Origin of the sequence: Phytohabitans kaempferiae (assembly GCF_042433955.1) — a bacterium.
Classification (GTDB): Bacteria; Actinomycetota; Actinomycetes; order Mycobacteriales; family Micromonosporaceae; genus Phytohabitans; species Phytohabitans kaempferiae.
In genome coordinates this window covers 92,849-108,596 of the sequence record NZ_JBHLUH010000004.1, presented here as the reverse complement: position 1 = coordinate 108,596, position 15,748 = coordinate 92,849, and the positions used below count along the sequence as shown (strand labels likewise).

Genomic DNA, 15,748 nt, shown 5'->3' with positions numbered 1-15,748 from the left:
TGCTGTATCGCTCAGACATCTGAATCAACGACGCCCTTCACAGGGGGTTACGCGGCCCCGGCAAAAAGATTGGCGCCGCGTGCGACGCCTTCGACAGCGCGTCCCGCCCGGGTGACTCACGCGGCTCGCTCCCCGCACCACGTCCGTCGCCGCCGGGCGTAGCCTGTGCGCTCGTGACCGTCCCCCCGCAGCAACCGCCCGGCGGCTGGCAGCCGCCGCAGCCATACGGACAGCAGCCCGGTTACCCCGGCGCACAGCCGCCCCAGCAGCCGTACGGGCAGCCGCCGCCCTCGCCGTACGGGCAGCCGCCGGGGTACCAGCAGCCGCACTATCCGCATCAGCCGCACTATCCGCATCAGCCGCCGCAGTACCCGCCGCCGCAGCCGATGCCGGTGACCAAGCGGATCCCGGAGGACCAGCCGTTCATCGTGCGGCACAGCGTGCGCAAGCGCGTGCTGCTCTTCGGCGGCGTCGGTGGCGGCATCGCGATCCTCTTCGGCTGCCTCGTCGGCGTCGCCTCGCAGGAGCTGCTCGTCGCGCTCGGCACGTTCGGCTTCTTCGTCGTGATCTTCGGCCTCGTCTTCGGGCTCCAGCTCTGGCTGCTCGCCTCCGGCGGCCCGGTGCTCGCGATGGGTCCCGCCGGACTCTGGATCAAGACCCGCCCCACCCGGGGACAGGCGATCTGGCTGCCGTGGGAGGCGATCGAGCGCGTGTACCCGAGGCGGTGGTCGTTCGACAAGATGCTCTGCGTCAAGCCGCGCGATCCGCGTACCGGTGGCAACCTCGGCGCCTTCACCGCGTTCGACTCGAGCGTGCAGCAGCTCGTCTTCGGCACTGGCTTCACCGCGCCGCTCAACTTCGCCGATCGGCCGGAGGCGGAGATCGTCGGCGCGGTCGCCCATTTCTCCGGTGGCCGGGTGCACGTCAGCTGACCGTCGGTGTGCAGTACCGCACACCAGGCGCCCGTTCGGTTGCCAGCCGTGCGCGTGTCGCTAGGCTGCGGCCAATGGCCTGTTTCTCACCGATGACAGGCGTCAACCATTTTCTCACGCTGAGGGTGCTACGTGGACCTGTACGAGTACCAGGGGCGCGAGCTGTTCGACCAGCACGGGCTGCCCGTGCTGGCCGGTGGCGTCGCCACGACCCCGGAAGAGGCCCGCGCGATCGCTGAGCGCCTTGGCGGACGCGTCGTCGTCAAAGCCCAGGTGAAGGTCGGAGGCCGTGGCAAGGCGGGCGGCGTGAAGCTCGCCGAGGACGCCGAGGAGGCGGTGGCCCACGCCACAAACATCCTCGGCATGGACATCAAGGGTCACACGGTCCACAAGGTCATGCTGACGGTGACCGCGGACATCGCGGAGGAGTACTACTTCTCCTACCTTCTCGACCGCGCCAACCGCACGTTCCTCTGCATCGCCAGCGTGGCCGGCGGCATGGAGATCGAGCAGGTCGCCGAGGAGTCGCCGGAGAAGGTAGCCAAGGTCGCGATCGACGCCAGCAAGGGCGTCGACGAGGCGACGGCGCGGGAGATCGTGGCGCAGGCGGGCTTCCCGGCCGAGGTGGCCGACCAGGTCGCCGAGATCGCGGTAAAGCTCTGGGAGACGTTCGTCGCCGAGGACGCCACGCTGGTCGAGGTCAACCCGCTGGCGAAGACCAACAGCGGCCAGGTGCTCTGCCTCGACGCCAAGGTGACGCTCGACGGCAACGCCGCCTTCCGCCACCCTCAGCACGAGGAGCTGGTCGACCAGGCGGCGGTCGACCCGCTGGAGCAGCGCGCCAAGGAGAAGGACCTCAACTACGTCAAGCTCGACGGCGAGGTCGGGATCATCGGCAACGGCGCGGGCCTGGTCATGTCGACGCTCGACGTGGTGGCGTACGCGGGCGAGGCGTTTGGCGGGGTCAAGCCGGCCAACTTCCTCGACATCGGCGGTGGGGCGAGCGCGGCCGTGATGGCCAACGGTCTTGAGATCGTGCTCTCCGACCCGTCCGTGAAGAGCGTTTTCGTCAACGTCTTTGGTGGCATCACCTCCTGCGACGAGGTGGCCAACGGCATCGTGCACGCCCTCGGGCTGCTGGAGCAGCGTGGCGAGCGGGTCACCAAGCCGCTCGTGGTGCGCCTCGACGGCAACAACGCCGAAGCCGGCCGGGCCATCCTCGACGGCGCGGCAAACCCGCTGGTCGAGCGGGTAGACACTATGGATGGGGCGGCCAAGCGCGCCGCCGAGCTCGCCGCGGCAGGAGTCTGATCATGGCAATCTGGCTGACCAAGGACTCGAAGGTCATCGTCCAGGGCATCACCGGGTCGGAGGGCTCCAAGCACACCCGGCGCATGCTCGCCGCCGGTACGCAGATCGTCGGCGGCACCAACCCGCGCAAGGCGGGCCAGACGGTCGACTTCGACGGCACCGCGCTGCCGGTCTTCGCGACCGTGGGCGACGCGATGAAGGAGACCGGGGCTGACGTCACGGTCATCTTCGTGCCGCCGGCGTTCTCCAAGCCCGCGGTCATCGAGGCGATCGACGCCGAGATCCCGCTCGCCGTGGTGATCACCGAGGGCATCCCGGTGCACGACACGGCCGCCTTCTGGGCGTACAACGTTGCGAAGGGGCAGAAGACCCGCATCATCGGCCCCAACTGCCCCGGCATCGCCTCGCCGGGCGCCTCCAACGCGGGCATCATCCCGGCCGACATCTCCGGCGCCGGGCGGATCGGCCTGGTGAGCAAGAGTGGCACGCTCACCTACCAGCTCATGTACGAGCTGCGTGACATCGGCTTCTCCACCGCCGTGGGCATCGGTGGCGACCCGGTGATCGGCACGACGCACATCGACGCGCTGGCCGCGTTCCAGGACGACCCCGACACCGACGCGATCGTCATGATCGGCGAGATCGGCGGCGACGCGGAGGAGCGGGCGGCCGATTTCATCAAGGCCAACGTGACCAAGCCGGTGGTCGGCTACATCGCCGGCTTCACCGCGCCGCCCGGCAAGACCATGGGCCACGCGGGCGCGATCATCTCCGGCTCGTCCGGCACGGCCGACGCCAAGAAGGTCGCGCTGGAGGCGGCGGGCGTCAAGGTCGGCAAGACGCCGAGCGAGACCGCCCGTCTCATGCGTGACCTGATGAGCTGACCAGGGTTTACGCGGAAGGGGCTCCTCGCGCGAGGAGCCCCTTCGCCGTGTCAGCGGCGCGTCGCGTAGAAGATGTTCCAGATGATGCCGATCGCGCAGGCGGCGAACGCGATGTAGGCCAGCGTGGGCTGCTTGCCCGACTTCTTCGCCTCCCGGTACGACAGGAACGCGAAGAGAAGACCGACCGGCCAGCAGCAGATCAAGCCGATCACGATGCCGAGCACGCCGAAGAGCGTGGTCCGGTCGTTGGAAGGTGCCGCTGGGGGCGGCGGGTACGGAGCGCTCATGGCCGTCCTCGCTTCGCCGTGGGCGGGCATGAGGCTTCACACACGCTGTGCTTGTTGTATCGCTCTCTTCGCTCGCTCATGCTGATCTCCGCGGGTCACGCCCGCGACCCCCGATGATCGCGGCCTAGGGCTGAGGCTAGCGCGAATACGTCCACATATGGCCGCATATTGGACCGAGAACGCCATGATCGGCGGTGGTGTCGCCATCGACGTGGGGCCGCAGCGTGTCAGAGTAGGGTCTGATGTCAGCCACCACCCCTGACCAGCCTGAGCCGGATGACCTGGCCAACAGGGAGACTGTGCGCATCACGGTCCGGGAGCAGCAGACCGTCCGGCTGCCCAGCCAGCGTTCCGGGGCCGGTGGCGCAGGTCGCCCCAGTCGCCCGGGCCGGAGGCCGCACCGTGCCCCGATCCCGTTGGCCGTCGCCGTGGCCGCCTTCTGGGCGGCCCTCGTCTCGTACCTCCCGGTGGCCGCGGTCCTCGGCCTTGCCCAGTTCGCCGAAGACGCCGGCTCGCTGCCCGGTGCCGCCCGGGTCGGCCTCGCCGGCTGGCTGCTGGGGCACGGCGTGCCGCTCGACACTCCGAACGGCCCGCTCGGGCTCGCCCCGCTGGCGCTAGCCGCGTTCGCGGCGTGGCGGGTCTCCCGCGCGGGCGTACACGTGACGCGGGCGATGGGCGCGCGCCACCGCGGCACACCGGGGCAGGCCCTCTCCGTCGCGGGCGCGGTCGGCCTCGCGTACGGGGTGATCGGGCTGATCGCCGCCGCCGTCCTCAACACCGGCGACGTCTCCGCCTCACCGCCCCGGGCCGGGCTCACGCTGGCCGTGTTCGGCGCCGCGGCGGCGCTCGTCGGCGCGCTGCGTACCACCGGCGCGCTGCGCGTCGTGGCCCGCCGCATGCCCGGCGTGTTCCGCGACGGGCTGCGTACCGGCGTGGTGGCCGCCTTCCTGGTGCTCGGCGCCGGGGCGGGCGCCGCGGGGCTGGCGGTGGCCGTGGGCGCGGGCAACGCGAGCGAGATGCTCGGGGCGTACCGCGCCGGCGTGACCGGCCAGGCGGGCATCACGCTGGTCTGCGTGGCGTACGCGCCGAATGCCGCCGTGTGGGCCGCCGCCTACCTGCTCGGCCCCGGGTTCGCTGTCGGCACCGACACGGTGGTGCGGACGACCGAGGTGTCGGTGGGCGCGCTGCCCGCCGTACCCCTGCTCGCCGGCCTGCCCGAAGGGCCGCTGGGCGGTGCGGGCGCGGCGCTGCTCGCGGTGCCGGTCCTGGCCGGGATGGCCGCCGGCTGGCTGCTGGCCCGCCGCATGCTGCGCGCGGACCCGTCGGCGCGGTGGCGCTCGGTGCTCGGGGCGGCGCTGCTGTCCGGACCGGTCGCCGGCCTGGTGCTGGGCGCCGGCGCGCTGGTCTCGGGCGGGCCGCTGGGCGGCGGGCGGATGGCGGAGATCGGCCCGGTCGCCTGGCAGGTGGTGGCGATGGCGGCGGTCGTGGTCGCGGTGGGCGCGGTGATCGGCGCGGCGGGCACGCGGGCGTTCACCGGCCCCTGAGGGCGCCGGAAAGCATTTGGGGCGCCCCGGTTGCCCGGAACGCCCCGAAGATGCCTGTCCTGATCAAAGGCTGGTGATGTAGACGATGCCGCCGATCAGGTTGAGGGCGCTCGCGGCGAACGCGATGTAGGCCAGCGTCGGCGGCTTGCCGGCCTTCTTCGCCTCCTGCAGGGCCAGGATGCCGAAGACGACGCCAAGGGGCCAGCAGCAGATGAGGCCGAGCACGATGCCCAGGACGCCCCACAGAGTCGTCTTGTCGTTTGCCGGCTGGGCGGCCGGTGGCGGGTAAGGCGTGGTCACTTCCTGTTCCTCCCCAATTTTGGTGCTTCTTCAAGATTTACTTCGCTGGACGATGCTCGCGTTTGATCACCTACCCGTCAAGACCTCCCAGCGAGGCAAATCTTTAGTAGTAGCTGACGTTCAGGAATATGCCGAGGATGGCGTTGGCGATACCGAGCACGACGCCGATGATGCCGGTGATGAAGCCGGCCTGCGCCTGGCCACGGTTGCTCGCGAGGCCCTGGTCGGCCTTGTTGCGACCCATGAATCCGAGGATCGCGCCGGCGATGCCGAGGCCGATGCCGAGGAACGCGCAGCAGATGGCGAGCGGGATCGACGCGATACCGAAGATCATGCCGAGCAGGCCCTGCGTGTTGCTCTGTCCCGTCGGCGCGGGCGCACCGTAGCCGGTGCCCGGGTAGATGGGCGCCTGCGGGTACGGCTGGCCCGAGGTGGGCTGCTGGCCGTACGGGTCCTGGTAGGGCTGCTGCGGTGCCGCGTACGGGTCCTGGTAGGGCTGCCCCGAGCTCGGCTGGCCGTACGGCTGACCCGAGGTCGGCTGACCGTACGGCTGGCCGGAAGTGGAGGGCTGACCGTACTGTGGCTGGCCGTAGGGGGGCTGGCCGGTGGGGTCCTGAGGCTGCTGGCCGTACGGGTCCTGGCCTGGATAGCCGGGCTGCATCGAGAGCTCCTTGTTGACGAGGGTGCTGGGTCCTCCAACCGGGTGACCCACGGCGACCGGCAGCGTACCTGGTCATCGCTACTTCGCGAGGTCCCGGTACTGTTTCGGCGTGCGAGAAGGCACCTCACAAAATCACTCCGCCGCGCTCCACGTTTCCCCGGCGACCCCGCAACCCGCTCGCCTCGTGGTCCTCGTTTCCGGCTCGGGGAGCAACCTCCAGGCCCTGCTCGACGCCACCGCCGACGCGGAGTACGGAGCGCAGGTGGTCGCCGTGGGCGCCGATCGCGAGGGCATCGCCGGCCTCGACCGGGCCGCCGCGGCGGGAGTGCCCACCTTCGTCGACTCGGTGCGCGCGTACCCCACTCGGGAGGAGTGGGACGCCGCGCTCACCGCGCACGTCGCCGAGCACAAACCCGACCTGGTGATCTCCGCGGGCTTCCTCAAGCTGGTCGGCGCCACCTTCCTCGGGGCCTTCGGCGACCGGTACATCAACACGCACAACTCGCTGCTGCCAGCGTTTCCCGGCATGCACGGCCCGCGCGACGCGCTCGCCTACGGGGTACGGCTGGCCGGCGCGACGCTGTTCTTCGTGGACGCCGGCGTCGACACCGGGCCGATCATCGCCCAGGTGGCGGTGCCCGTGCTGACCGACGACACGGAGGAGACGCTCACCGAGCGGATCAAGGAGGCCGAGCGGCGCCAGCTCGTCGACGCGGTCGGCCGCCTGGTCCGCGAGGGTTGGACCATCACCGGGAGAAAGGTCTCCATTCCATGAGCGGGAGTCGCGAGGCTACGGGCCTTGGGCACGACGGCGAACGAGCGCCGAGCGACGGAGCGCGGCAAGCACAGAGCGGGAGTCGCGAGGCTACGGGCCTTGGGCACGACGGCGAACGAGCGCCGAGCGACGGAGCGCGGCAAGCACAGCGTTCCGCGGGGGAGGGGCGGCGGCCGATCCGGCGCGCCCTCATCAGCGTGTACGACAAGACCGGCCTGCCCGAGCTGGCCAAGGCGCTGCACGCGGCCGGCGTCGAGCTGGTCTCCACGGGCTCCACCGCGAAGGCCATCGAGGCGGCGGGCGCCCCGGTGACCCGGGTCGAAGACGTGACCGGCTTCCCGGAGACCCTCGACGGCCGGGTGAAGACGCTCCATCCGGCGATCCACGCGGGCCTGCTGGCCGACCTGCGCCTCGCCGCCCACGAGGCGCAGCTCGCCGAGCTCGGCGTGCGCCCGTTCGACCTGCTGGTCTCCAGCCTGTACCCGTTTCGGGAGACGGTCGACTCGGGCGCCAGCGAGGAGGAGTGCGTCGAGCAGATCGACATCGGCGGGCCGGCGATGGTGCGCGCGGCCGCGAAAAACCACGCCTCGGTGGCCGTGGTGACCTCCGTCGCGGCGTACCCGATGATCCTGGCGGCCCTCGACGGCGGCGGCTTCACGCTCGCGGAGCGCAAGTCGCTCGCGGCCCGCGCCTTCGCCGACATCGCCGAGTACGACATCGCGGTGGCACAGTGGACGGCCGCCACGCTCGACCCCGACCCGCGCGGCTGGCCCGCCTTCGCCGGTCTGGCGCTGCGCCGGGCCGACGTGCTGCGGTACGGCGAAAACCCGCACCAGCAGGCGGCCCTCTACCTCAACCCCGACTCACCGGCCGGGCTGGCCCAGGCGGAGCAGTTGCACGGCAAGGAGATGTCGTACAACAACTACGTCGACGCCGAGGCGGCCTGGCGGGCGGCGAACGACTTCGGCGACCCGGCGGTGGCGATCATCAAGCACGCCAACCCGTGCGGCATCGCCATCGCGGCCGACGTCGCCGAGGCGCACCGCAAGGCGCACGCGTGCGACCCGGTGTCGGCGTACGGCGGGGTGATCGCGGTCAACCGGCCGGTCTCGGTGGAGATGGCGAAGCAGGTGGCCGACATCTTCACCGAGGTGATCGTGGCACCGTCCTACGCGGAGGGCGCGGTGGAGGTGCTCGCCGCGAAGAAGAACCTCCGCATCCTCGTCGCCCCGCCGTGGCAGCCGCTGCCGGCGGAGTGGCGGCCGGTCGGCGGTGGCGTACTCGTGCAGATCACCGACCGTGTGGACGCGCCGGGCGACGACCCGGCGACCTGGCGGCTCGTGGCCGGCGAGCCGGTCGACGACCTGCGCGACCTCGCCTTCGCCTGGCGGGCGGTGCGCTCGGTGAAGTCCAACGCGATCCTCATCGCCGCCGACGGCGCGACCGTCGGTGTGGGCATGGGCCAGGTCAACCGGGTGGACTCGGCCCGCCTGGCGGTGACCCGGTCGAGCGGCCGGGCGGCCGGCGCGGTGGCGGCGTCGGATGCGTTCTTCCCGTTTCCGGACGGGCTCCAGGTGCTCGCCGAGGCGGGCGTGCGCGCGGTCGTCCAGCCGGGCGGCTCGGTGCGCGACGAAGAGGTGATCGCCGCGGCGAACGCGGCCGGTGTGAGCATGTACTTCACCGGGACGCGGCACTTCTTCCACTGAGGACGGGGCTGGGGGCGGCAGGGCCGCCCCCAGCGTGCCTCACGCCGCGGCGCCGACCGACACCTTGGTCAGGTCGATCCGGTTGAAGAGGTCGAGCTCCAGGGCTTTGACCCGGGCCGAGTAGCCGTAGTTGCTCTGCCCGAAGCGGAGCGGGATCACCGGCATGTCCCGGGCGAGGATGTCTTCCGCCTCCTGGTACTTCTTGATCGTCTCGCTCTCGTTGGCCGCCTGCATCGCCTCGTTGACGAGGTTGTCGAAGCGGGCGTTGCGGTAGCCGGCGTAGTTGGAGGAGCCGGCCGTCGAGTACAGCGGGGCGAGGTAGCTCTCCATCGACGGATAGTCCATCGGCCAGCCCATCCGGAACAGGCCCACCGGCTGGCGCTGCTCCACCTTCGTGAGTACGTCGCCGAAGCGGGGCTCGGCCACCGCCGTGCACTGGACGCCGAGGCTGGCCTGGAGTTGCGCGCAGGTCGCCTCGACCCACGCCTTGTGGCCGCCGTCCTCGTTGTAGCTGATCTGGAGCGTCGCCGGCCCCTCCGCCTCGGCGTAGAGCCGCTTCGCCTCGGCCGGGTCGTACTCGCAGGCGGCGCCGCAGCTGTTTTCCCGGTAGCCGCTCACGACCGGTGCGACGAACGAGCGCGCCGGCTGCTGCGCGCCATGGAAGGCCGAGCTGACGATCGCGTCGCGGTCGATCGCCATCGAGATCGCCCGCCGTACGCCGCTTTTGAAGAACTCGCGCTGGAACGCCGGGAACGCGAGGAACTGGATGGTCGAGTCGGGGCTGCTGCCGTGCCGGCCGTCGAGGTCCTTGGCCGCGGCGGTCATCTTCTCGGCGGGGATGGTGCGGATCACGTCGAGATCGCCGTCGCGCACGTCCTCGTACGCCTTGGTGAGGTTGTCGTAGATCCGGAAGGCGGCGCCGCTGACGGTGGGCTTGGCGCCCGGGTACGCGTCGAAGCGCTCGACCTCGATCGTCGACTTGTCGCGCCAGCCGTCCTTGAGCTTGAACGGCCCCTGCCCGACGATCGCGTCCTCGAAGCCGTCGGCCAGCACGCCCGGCTCCTTCCACGCGGCGTTGGGGAGCGGGTAGAAGGCGGTGTCGCCGAGGATCGACCTGAATTCGGTGAACGGCGTGGCGAGCGTGACCTGGAACGTGCGGTCGTCCACCTTCTTCAGCCCCGAGAGGGTCTTGGACTTGGGCGCGACCGGCGGCTGCGGGCCGGGACCGTCGGGGTCGGTGGGCTGTGTGTCCGCGTACCCAGCGATCTTGGCGAAGAAGTAGCCGTTGCTCTGCTCATTGGGCTCGTAGGCGCCGAAGTTCCACGCGTTGATGTAGCTGTCGGCGGTCACCTTCTCGCCATTGTGGAAGGTGTAGCCGTCCTTGAGCGTGATGGTCCAGACCCGGTGGTCGGTGGACTTGATCGACTCGGCGGCCAGCTCGCGTGGCCGGCGCTCGGCGTCGTACTCGACGAGCGGGGCGAAGAGCGCGGCGAGCACCTGCGCGCCGTCGGGGTCGCTCGTGTCGGTCGGCAACAGGTGGCGGGGCGCGGCGATCTGCACGCTCACCGAACTGGCGCCGGTGCCGCGCGCCGAGTCACCGCCGAACGGGTCGCACGCGGTCAGGGTCAGCGCTCCGGCCACCTGGAGGGCGGTGCCCATGGCGATCGTGCGTACCAGAATGACGTCCCTCATCACTTTCCTCTTCGGCTCTCTATGAGACCATTTGCGGCGTGACCGCGACTCTCCTGGACGGTAAGGCAACCGCATCCGCGATAAAGGACGAACTGCGGGCTCGGGTCAAAGCTCTTGCCGAAAGAGGCATTGTCCCGGGTCTGGGCACTGTGCTGGTGGGCGACGATCCAGGGTCCCATGCGTACGTGCGGGGCAAGCACCGCGACAGCGCCGAGGTCGGCATCGCCTCGATCCAGCGCGAGCTGCCCGCCGACGCCACGCAGGAGCAGGTGGAGGCGGTCGTCGCCGAGCTCAACGACGATCCGGCCTGCCACGGCTACATCGTGCAGCTCCCGCTCCCGCCGCAGATCGACACGCAGCGGATCCTGGAGCTGATCGACCCGGACAAGGACGCCGACGGGCTGCACCCGGTCAACCTGGGCCGCCTGGTGCTCGGCTACGAGGCGCCGCTGCCGTGCACGCCGCGGGGGATCGTGGAGATCCTCCGGCGATACGGCGTGGAGCTGCGCGGCGCCGAGGTGACCGTGGTCGGGCGGGGCACCACCGTGGGGCGACCGCTCGGGCTGCTGCTGACCCGACGGAGTGAGAACGCCACCGTGACGCTGTGCCACACCGGCACTCGCGATCTCGCCGCGCACACGCGTACCGCCGACATCGTGGTCGCCGCCGCCGGCGTGCCGGGGCTGGTCACGGCAGAGATGGTGCGGCCCGGCGCGGTGGTCATCGACGTCGGGATCACCCGCGTGGTCGGCCCCGACGGCAAGGGCGTCTACACCGGTGACGTCGCGCCCGACGTGGCCGAGGTGGCCGGCGCGCTGGCCCCGGTGCCGGGCGGCATCGGGCCGATGACCCGCGCGATGCTGCTGACCAATGTGGTCGAACGCGCCGAGCGGATCGCCTGAGCCAGCTCCGCCGCGCGCGGTGCTGGCGCATCGATCGCGAGCGGTCGAGTGAGCCCGCTGACCGGATAAGTCGGACTTTCCCGGCGCGGCGGCGTGACCGATTCGCGGAGCTTGTCCATGATCGTGGGCATGCGACTCCCGATCGCGATCATGGCTTTGTCCCTGGTAGGAGTGGGGGCACCGGCCGCCGCCGCGGCCGGGCCGGCGCACGTGCTGGCCGCCGCGCCCCCCGACAGCCTCGCGATCGCGCCCGCGGACGGTCTCGTCGCGGCTGTGGTCGCCCGCCTCGGTCCCACCACACAGGTGAACGTGGCGGCGCGGAGCACCAGCGAGTGGGGCTTCGGCACCGCCGTACGCCCGGCGCCCGCGGCGGAGCACGCGTATCCGGAGGGCTGGCTCTTCGTCGCGCGGCGGGCGACCGGCATCTGGCGGGTGGCGCTGGAGGGTGAGACGGAGTTCGCCACGCTGAGCGCCGACTCCGCGATCCTCAGCGCCGACGAGCGCCGGACGCTGGGCGCCGTCGCGTCCACCACGAGCCGGAGCGCGCCGGAGGCCACGTCCGACCGCCGCACGGGGATGCGCCTGCCCTTCACGCTCGGGCAGAGCTGGCGGTACACCGGCGGGCCGCACCCCATGAGCGGCAGCGTGCGCAGCTCGATCGACCTGGCCGGCGGGGACGGCAAGGTGCTCGCGGCGCGGTCCGGCCTGGCGTACACGATGTGCAAGTCGGGCAAGGGCTGGGTCCGCGTGGTGCACGACCGCGGCTACGCGACCGACTACTACCACCTCGAAGGCAACATCAAGGTGGACGGCAAGCAGGTCGCCGAGGGCGCCTTCCTCGGCAACATCGGCAACGACGTCTCCTGCGGCGGCCGCTCGACCGGCAAGCACGTGCACTTCTCGCTCCGGCGGGACGGGGCGTACGTGGCGATCGACCGGTACCTCTTCGGCAAGTGGGTGATCCTGGCCACCGGCGGCTCGTACGACGGCGCGGCCATGCACGGCTCGAAGCGGGTCTCGGTCGGCGCCAGCCTCTACAACTACGGCGCGCTCGGCCTCACTCAGGGCGTTGTGGACACCGACGGCGGCACCACACTCAACCGCCGCTCCGGCCCCGGCGTGGGCAACGCGGTGGTGGGCAAGCTCGCCGACGGGGCCACGGTGACGATCGCCTGCTCGGCGCGAGGGACGAAGCACACGGGGCGCAACGGGTACGTCACCGACCTGTGGAACCGGCTCGCCGACGGGAGCTGGGTCAGCGACGCGTACGTGTGGACCGGCACAGGCGCGCCGGTCAACGGAAACTGCACCTAGCACGGCTGATACGGTCCGGAAAAGAGTGCCGTCCGTATCAAGGAGTGAGACGACCATGGGCAAGAAGGTCACCGTCGTCGGCGCCGGCTTCTACGGCTCCACGACCGCGCAGCGGCTCGCCGAGTACGACATCTTCGACACGGTCGTCCTCACCGACATCGTGGAGGGCAAGCCCGAGGGCCTGGCGCTGGACCTCAACCAGTCACGGCCGATCGAGGGCTACGAGAGCAAGGTCGTCGGGCAGACCACCGGGCCCAACGGCGAGGGCTACGAGGCGATCGAGGGCTCGGACGTCGTCATCATCACCGCCGGCCTGCCCCGCAAGCCGGGCATGAGCCGGATGGACCTGCTCGGCGTCAACGCCAAGATCGTGCGGCAGGTCTCGGAGAACGTCGCCAAGTACGCGCCGAACGCCGTCGTCATCGTCGTCTCCAACCCGCTCGACGAGATGACCGCGCTCGCCCAGATCGCCACCGGCTTCCCCAAGAACCGCGTGCTCGGCCAGGCCGGAATGCTCGACACCGCCCGCTTCACGCACTTCGTCGCCGAGACGCTGGCCGTACCGGTCGGCTCGGTGAAGACGCTCACGCTGGGCTCGCACGGCGACACGATGGTGCCGGTCCCCTCGCGGTGCACGGTTAACGGCAAGCCGCTCGCCGAGCTGCTGCCCGCCGAGAAGATCGAGGAGCTGGTGGTCCGTACGCGCAACGGCGGCGCCGAGGTCGTGGCGCTGCTCAAGACCGGCTCGGCGTACTACGCCCCCTCCGCGGCTGCCGCCCGCATGGCCCGCGCGGTCGCCGAGGACTCCGGCGCGGTGCTCCCGGTCTGCGCGTGGGTCGACGGTGAGTACGGCATCTCCGGCGTCTACCTCGGTGTCGAGGCCGCGATCGGTGCCACCGGCGTCAAGCAGGTCGTGGAGACCGACCTCACCGAGTCGGAGCTGGCCGGCCTGAAGGAGGCCGCCGAGGCGGTCCGCGCCAAGCAGGCCGACGTGGCCGCTCTCTAGCTCGCCACTCGAACACGCCCGGCCGCCCGCTTCCGACCAGGAACCGGGCGGCCGTTCGCGTCTCTACACGCGCACGAACGCCTACACGCGCACGAACGGCTCGCTCAGATGTGGTGTGGCGAGGATGACGCCGTCCTTCAACAGGCGCGTCCGGGAGGCACGCGCCGTCTCCGGGTCGACCTCGTGGAGGTAGGCCGTCTCCGGCGCCACGAGCTGCACCATGTGAACCAAAAGATCGCCGGTGACCAGGAGCTGCCGCTCGCCGTACTCGATGAGCACTGACTGGTGGCCCGGCGTGTGGCCGGGCGTCGCGACGGCGGTGACCCCGGCGGAGATCGGGACGTCGCCCTCGACGAGCCGCAACTGGCCGGTGTCCCGCAGCGGTCCGAGGAGGCGGCTGTCCAGCTCGGGCCGGCCGAGCGCCTCCGCGTCCGCGCGCTGGAGCAGGTAGCTGGCGTTGGGGAAGTAGGGCGTGCCGACGACGGCCCAGCCGATATGGTCGGTGTGCAGGTGGGTGAGTACGACCGTGTCGACGTCGGCGGGGTCGATGCCGGCGGCGGCCAGTTCCTCCGGGAGGCGGCCGGGCACCGGCGCCCAGCTCGCGGCGAGCGAGTCGGCGGGCCCGATGCCGGTGTCGACCAATGTGACGTGGTCGTGGTGGTGGATGGCGAAGCACCGGAAACGCAGCAGCCACTGCCCGTCCGGGGTCACCGCGGCCGGGTCACGCGCGTCGGCCTGGGCCCACAGCTCGGGGCGGACCTGCGGAAATGCCTCCTCGCGCGGCTGAAAGAAGGTCCCCTCGCCGTCTTGTAGCGCGACGACGGTGGTTGGGCCCAGGGCGCGGGCGAGTGGCATGTTGGGCAGTCTAGGCTGTGCAGTACGCTCGTACTGCTTTATTACGTCCCGGAGAGGAGCGCCGGCTCGATGGCGAAGATCAAAGTAGCGAACCCCGTTGTCGAGCTCGATGGCGACGAGATGACCCGGATCATCTGGAAGCAGATCCGGGAGCAGTTGATCCTGCCCTACCTCGACGTCGAGCTCGAGTACTACGACCTCTCGATCCAGTACCGCGACGAGACCGACGACCAGGTCACCGTCGACGCGGCCAACGCCATCAAGCGCCACGGCGTGGGCGTCAAGTGCGCCACCATCACGCCCGACGAGGCACGGGTCGAGGAGTTCGGCCTCAAGAAGATGTGGCGTTCGCCCAACGGCACCATCCGCAACATCCTCGGCGGCGTGGTCTTCCGCGAGCCGATCATCATGTCCAACGTGCCGCGCCTCGTGCCCGGCTGGACCAAGCCGATCGTCATCGGCCGTCACGCCCACGGCGACCAGTACAAGGCCACCGACTTCGTGGTGCCCGGTCCGGGCACGCTGACCGTCACGTTCCAGCCCGAGGACGGCTCGGCGCCGATGGAGTTCGAGGTCGCCAAGTACCCCGGCGGCGGCGTCGCGATGGCGATGTACAACTTCGACGACTCGATCCGCGACTTCGCCCGCGCCTCGTTCCGGTACGGCCTCGACCGCGGCTACCCGGTCTACCTCTCCACCAAGAACACGATCCTCAAGGCGTACGACGGTCGCTTCAAGGACCTCTTCGCCGAGGTGTTCGAGGCCGAGTTCAAGGATCAGTTCGCGGCGGCCGGCATCACATACGAGCACCGGCTGATCGACGACATGGTGGCGGCCGCGCTGAAGTGGGAGGGCGGCTTCGTGTGGGCCGCCAAGAACTACGACGGTGACGTGCAGTCCGACACCGTGGCGCAGGGCTTCGGCTCGCTCGGCCTCATGACGTCGGTGCTCATGACGCCCGACGGCCGCACGGTCGAGGCCGAGGCGGCGCACGGCACGGTCACCCGGCACTACCGGCAGTGGCAGAAGGGCGAGAAGACCTCGACCAACCCGATCGCCTCGATCTTCGCCTGGACCCGGGGCCTGGCCCACCGCGGCAAGCTGGACAACACGCCGGCGGTCACCGAGTTCGCCGACAAGCTCGAGCAGGTCTGCGTCGAGACCGTCGAGGGCGGCCAGATGACCAAGGACCTGGCGCTCCTCATCGCCCGCGACGCCCCGTGGCTGACCACGGACGAGTTCATGAACGCGCTCGACCAGAACCTGTCCAAGAAGCTGGCCTGATTTTTCTCGACGCCTGCCCCTCTTCGGCCGTTTGACGCGGCCGGGGAGGGGCATTCGCGCATCCGGTGAGAAAGTGGGGCGCGGGGGGCCCGGGACAGGGCCCCCCGCAGGGAAGGGACGGCAGGCTGTTCGCCACAGCCGTAAGACAACCGGTCGGCGCGGTGGGCTGCCGTAGCCGGTGATCTCACTGGACGTGACTGGCACCACGTCCACTTGAACTAACGACCCCCTCCATCCCGGGTGACGGCCACGCAGACGGAGCGGGATGCCCGGACGCGATGGTCTCTGTTCCGCT

General features: G+C 70.7%; 15 protein-coding genes. 10 read left to right on the top strand and 5 right to left on the bottom strand.

The genetic code is table 11. The annotated features are described in order from the left end of the window. Positions 1-173 precede the first annotated feature (173 nt). The 3 genes from ACFFIA_RS01590 (at position 174) to sucD (ending at position 3,127) form a co-directional block, all read left to right on the top strand. Positions 174-932 carry a hypothetical protein gene (locus tag ACFFIA_RS01590; protein ID WP_377244132.1) on the top strand — a complete coding sequence of 253 codons (759 nt, stop codon included), beginning with the start codon at positions 174-176 and terminating at the stop codon, positions 930-932. A gap of 132 nt (positions 933-1,064) precedes the next feature. Next, on the top strand, positions 1,065-2,243 hold the full coding sequence (gene sucC / locus ACFFIA_RS01585) for an ADP-forming succinate--CoA ligase subunit beta (RefSeq protein ID WP_377244129.1): 1,179 nt from the start codon (positions 1,065-1,067) through the stop codon (positions 2,241-2,243). A gap of 2 nt (positions 2,244-2,245) precedes the next feature. Next, positions 2,246-3,127, top strand: a complete 882-nt coding sequence (gene sucD, locus ACFFIA_RS01580; protein ID WP_377244126.1) for a succinate--CoA ligase subunit alpha — start codon at positions 2,246-2,248, stop codon at positions 3,125-3,127. A 50-nt stretch (positions 3,128-3,177) separates the two neighbouring features. Here the strand turns inward: sucD and ACFFIA_RS01575 are convergent, their stop codons facing one another. After that, positions 3,178-3,414 (bottom strand): hypothetical protein, encoded by a 237-nt coding sequence (locus tag ACFFIA_RS01575; RefSeq protein ID WP_377244123.1) that lies wholly within the window; start codon positions 3,412-3,414, stop codon positions 3,178-3,180. A gap of 242 nt (positions 3,415-3,656) precedes the next feature. Between ACFFIA_RS01575 and ACFFIA_RS01570 the strand changes: the two genes are divergently transcribed. Next, positions 3,657-4,958 (top strand): cell division protein PerM, encoded by a 1,302-nt coding sequence (locus ACFFIA_RS01570; protein ID WP_377244120.1) that lies wholly within the window; start codon positions 3,657-3,659, stop codon positions 4,956-4,958. Between the two features lie 63 nt (positions 4,959-5,021). Here the strand turns inward: ACFFIA_RS01570 and ACFFIA_RS01565 are convergent, their stop codons facing one another. Both ACFFIA_RS01565 and ACFFIA_RS01560 read right to left on the bottom strand, forming a co-directional pair. Beyond that, positions 5,022-5,258: a hypothetical protein gene (locus ACFFIA_RS01565; protein ID WP_377244117.1), complete on the bottom strand. Its 237-nt coding sequence runs from the start codon at positions 5,256-5,258 to the stop codon at positions 5,022-5,024. A gap of 103 nt (positions 5,259-5,361) precedes the next feature. After that, the gene (locus ACFFIA_RS01560) at positions 5,362-5,919 is read right to left on the bottom strand and encodes a DUF4190 domain-containing protein (protein ID WP_377244114.1); all 558 of its coding nucleotides are present in this window, start codon (positions 5,917-5,919) and stop codon (positions 5,362-5,364) included. Between the two features lie 184 nt (positions 5,920-6,103). On the opposite strand from ACFFIA_RS01560, the gene purN reads away from it, so the two are divergent. Together purN and purH are read left to right on the top strand one after the other, a co-directional pair. Beyond that, a complete protein-coding gene (purN, locus tag ACFFIA_RS01555) occupies positions 6,104-6,694 on the top strand; it encodes a phosphoribosylglycinamide formyltransferase (protein WP_377244111.1) in 591 nt (196 codons plus the stop codon). Between the two features lie 176 nt (positions 6,695-6,870). Continuing rightward, positions 6,871-8,400, top strand: coding sequence for a bifunctional phosphoribosylaminoimidazolecarboxamide formyltransferase/IMP cyclohydrolase (purH, locus tag ACFFIA_RS01550; RefSeq protein ID WP_377245639.1), 1,530 nt, complete (start codon positions 6,871-6,873; stop codon positions 8,398-8,400). Between the two features lie 39 nt (positions 8,401-8,439). Here purH and ACFFIA_RS01545 read toward each other — a convergent pair whose 3' ends face one another. Continuing rightward, positions 8,440-10,092 carry a peptide ABC transporter substrate-binding protein gene (locus tag ACFFIA_RS01545; protein WP_377244108.1) on the bottom strand — a complete coding sequence of 551 codons (1,653 nt, stop codon included), beginning with the start codon at positions 10,090-10,092 and terminating at the stop codon, positions 8,440-8,442. A gap of 38 nt (positions 10,093-10,130) precedes the next feature. Here ACFFIA_RS01545 and ACFFIA_RS01540 point away from each other — a divergent pair, with 38 nt between their 5' ends. The 3 genes from ACFFIA_RS01540 (at position 10,131) to mdh (ending at position 13,314) form a co-directional block, all read left to right on the top strand. Next, positions 10,131-10,994 (top strand): bifunctional methylenetetrahydrofolate dehydrogenase/methenyltetrahydrofolate cyclohydrolase, encoded by an 864-nt coding sequence (locus ACFFIA_RS01540; RefSeq protein WP_377244105.1) that lies wholly within the window; start codon positions 10,131-10,133, stop codon positions 10,992-10,994. Positions 10,995-11,123: 129 nt separating this feature from the next. Then, positions 11,124-12,308, top strand: coding sequence for a peptidoglycan DD-metalloendopeptidase family protein (locus tag ACFFIA_RS01535; RefSeq protein WP_377244102.1), 1,185 nt, complete (start codon positions 11,124-11,126; stop codon positions 12,306-12,308). 55 nt (positions 12,309-12,363) lie between these two features. Then, the gene (gene mdh, locus ACFFIA_RS01530) at positions 12,364-13,314 is read left to right on the top strand and encodes a malate dehydrogenase (RefSeq protein WP_377244099.1); all 951 of its coding nucleotides are present in this window, start codon (positions 12,364-12,366) and stop codon (positions 13,312-13,314) included. A gap of 81 nt (positions 13,315-13,395) precedes the next feature. On the opposite strand, the gene ACFFIA_RS01525 is transcribed toward mdh, so the two are convergent. Then, entirely contained in the window at positions 13,396-14,169 is a 774-nt protein-coding gene (locus ACFFIA_RS01525) for an MBL fold metallo-hydrolase (protein WP_377244096.1), read from the bottom strand. 69 nt (positions 14,170-14,238) lie between these two features. Between ACFFIA_RS01525 and ACFFIA_RS01520 the strand changes: the two genes are divergently transcribed. Next, positions 14,239-15,453: an NADP-dependent isocitrate dehydrogenase gene (locus ACFFIA_RS01520; protein ID WP_377244093.1), complete on the top strand. Its 1,215-nt coding sequence runs from the start codon at positions 14,239-14,241 to the stop codon at positions 15,451-15,453. Positions 15,454-15,748: the final 295 nt, after the last annotated feature.

Coding starts and splice junctions, on each gene's coding strand:
- sucD (WP_377244126.1), top strand. CDS start 2,246: ATGGCAATCTGGCTGACCAAGGACTCGAAGGTCATCGTCCAGGGCATC.
- ACFFIA_RS01575 (WP_377244123.1), bottom strand. CDS start 3,414: ATGAGCGCTCCGTACCCGCCGCCCCCAGCGGCACCTTCCAACGACCGG.
- ACFFIA_RS01570 (WP_377244120.1), top strand. CDS start 3,657: ATGTCAGCCACCACCCCTGACCAGCCTGAGCCGGATGACCTGGCCAAC.
- ACFFIA_RS01560 (WP_377244114.1), bottom strand. CDS start 5,919: ATGCAGCCCGGCTATCCAGGCCAGGACCCGTACGGCCAGCAGCCTCAG.
- ACFFIA_RS01545 (WP_377244108.1), bottom strand. CDS start 10,092: ATGAGGGACGTCATTCTGGTACGCACGATCGCCATGGGCACCGCCCTC.
- ACFFIA_RS01535 (WP_377244102.1), top strand. CDS start 11,124: ATGCGACTCCCGATCGCGATCATGGCTTTGTCCCTGGTAGGAGTGGGG.
- mdh (WP_377244099.1), top strand. CDS start 12,364: ATGGGCAAGAAGGTCACCGTCGTCGGCGCCGGCTTCTACGGCTCCACG.
- ACFFIA_RS01525 (WP_377244096.1), bottom strand. CDS start 14,169: ATGCCACTCGCCCGCGCCCTGGGCCCAACCACCGTCGTCGCGCTACAA.
- ACFFIA_RS01520 (WP_377244093.1), top strand. CDS start 14,239: ATGGCGAAGATCAAAGTAGCGAACCCCGTTGTCGAGCTCGATGGCGAC.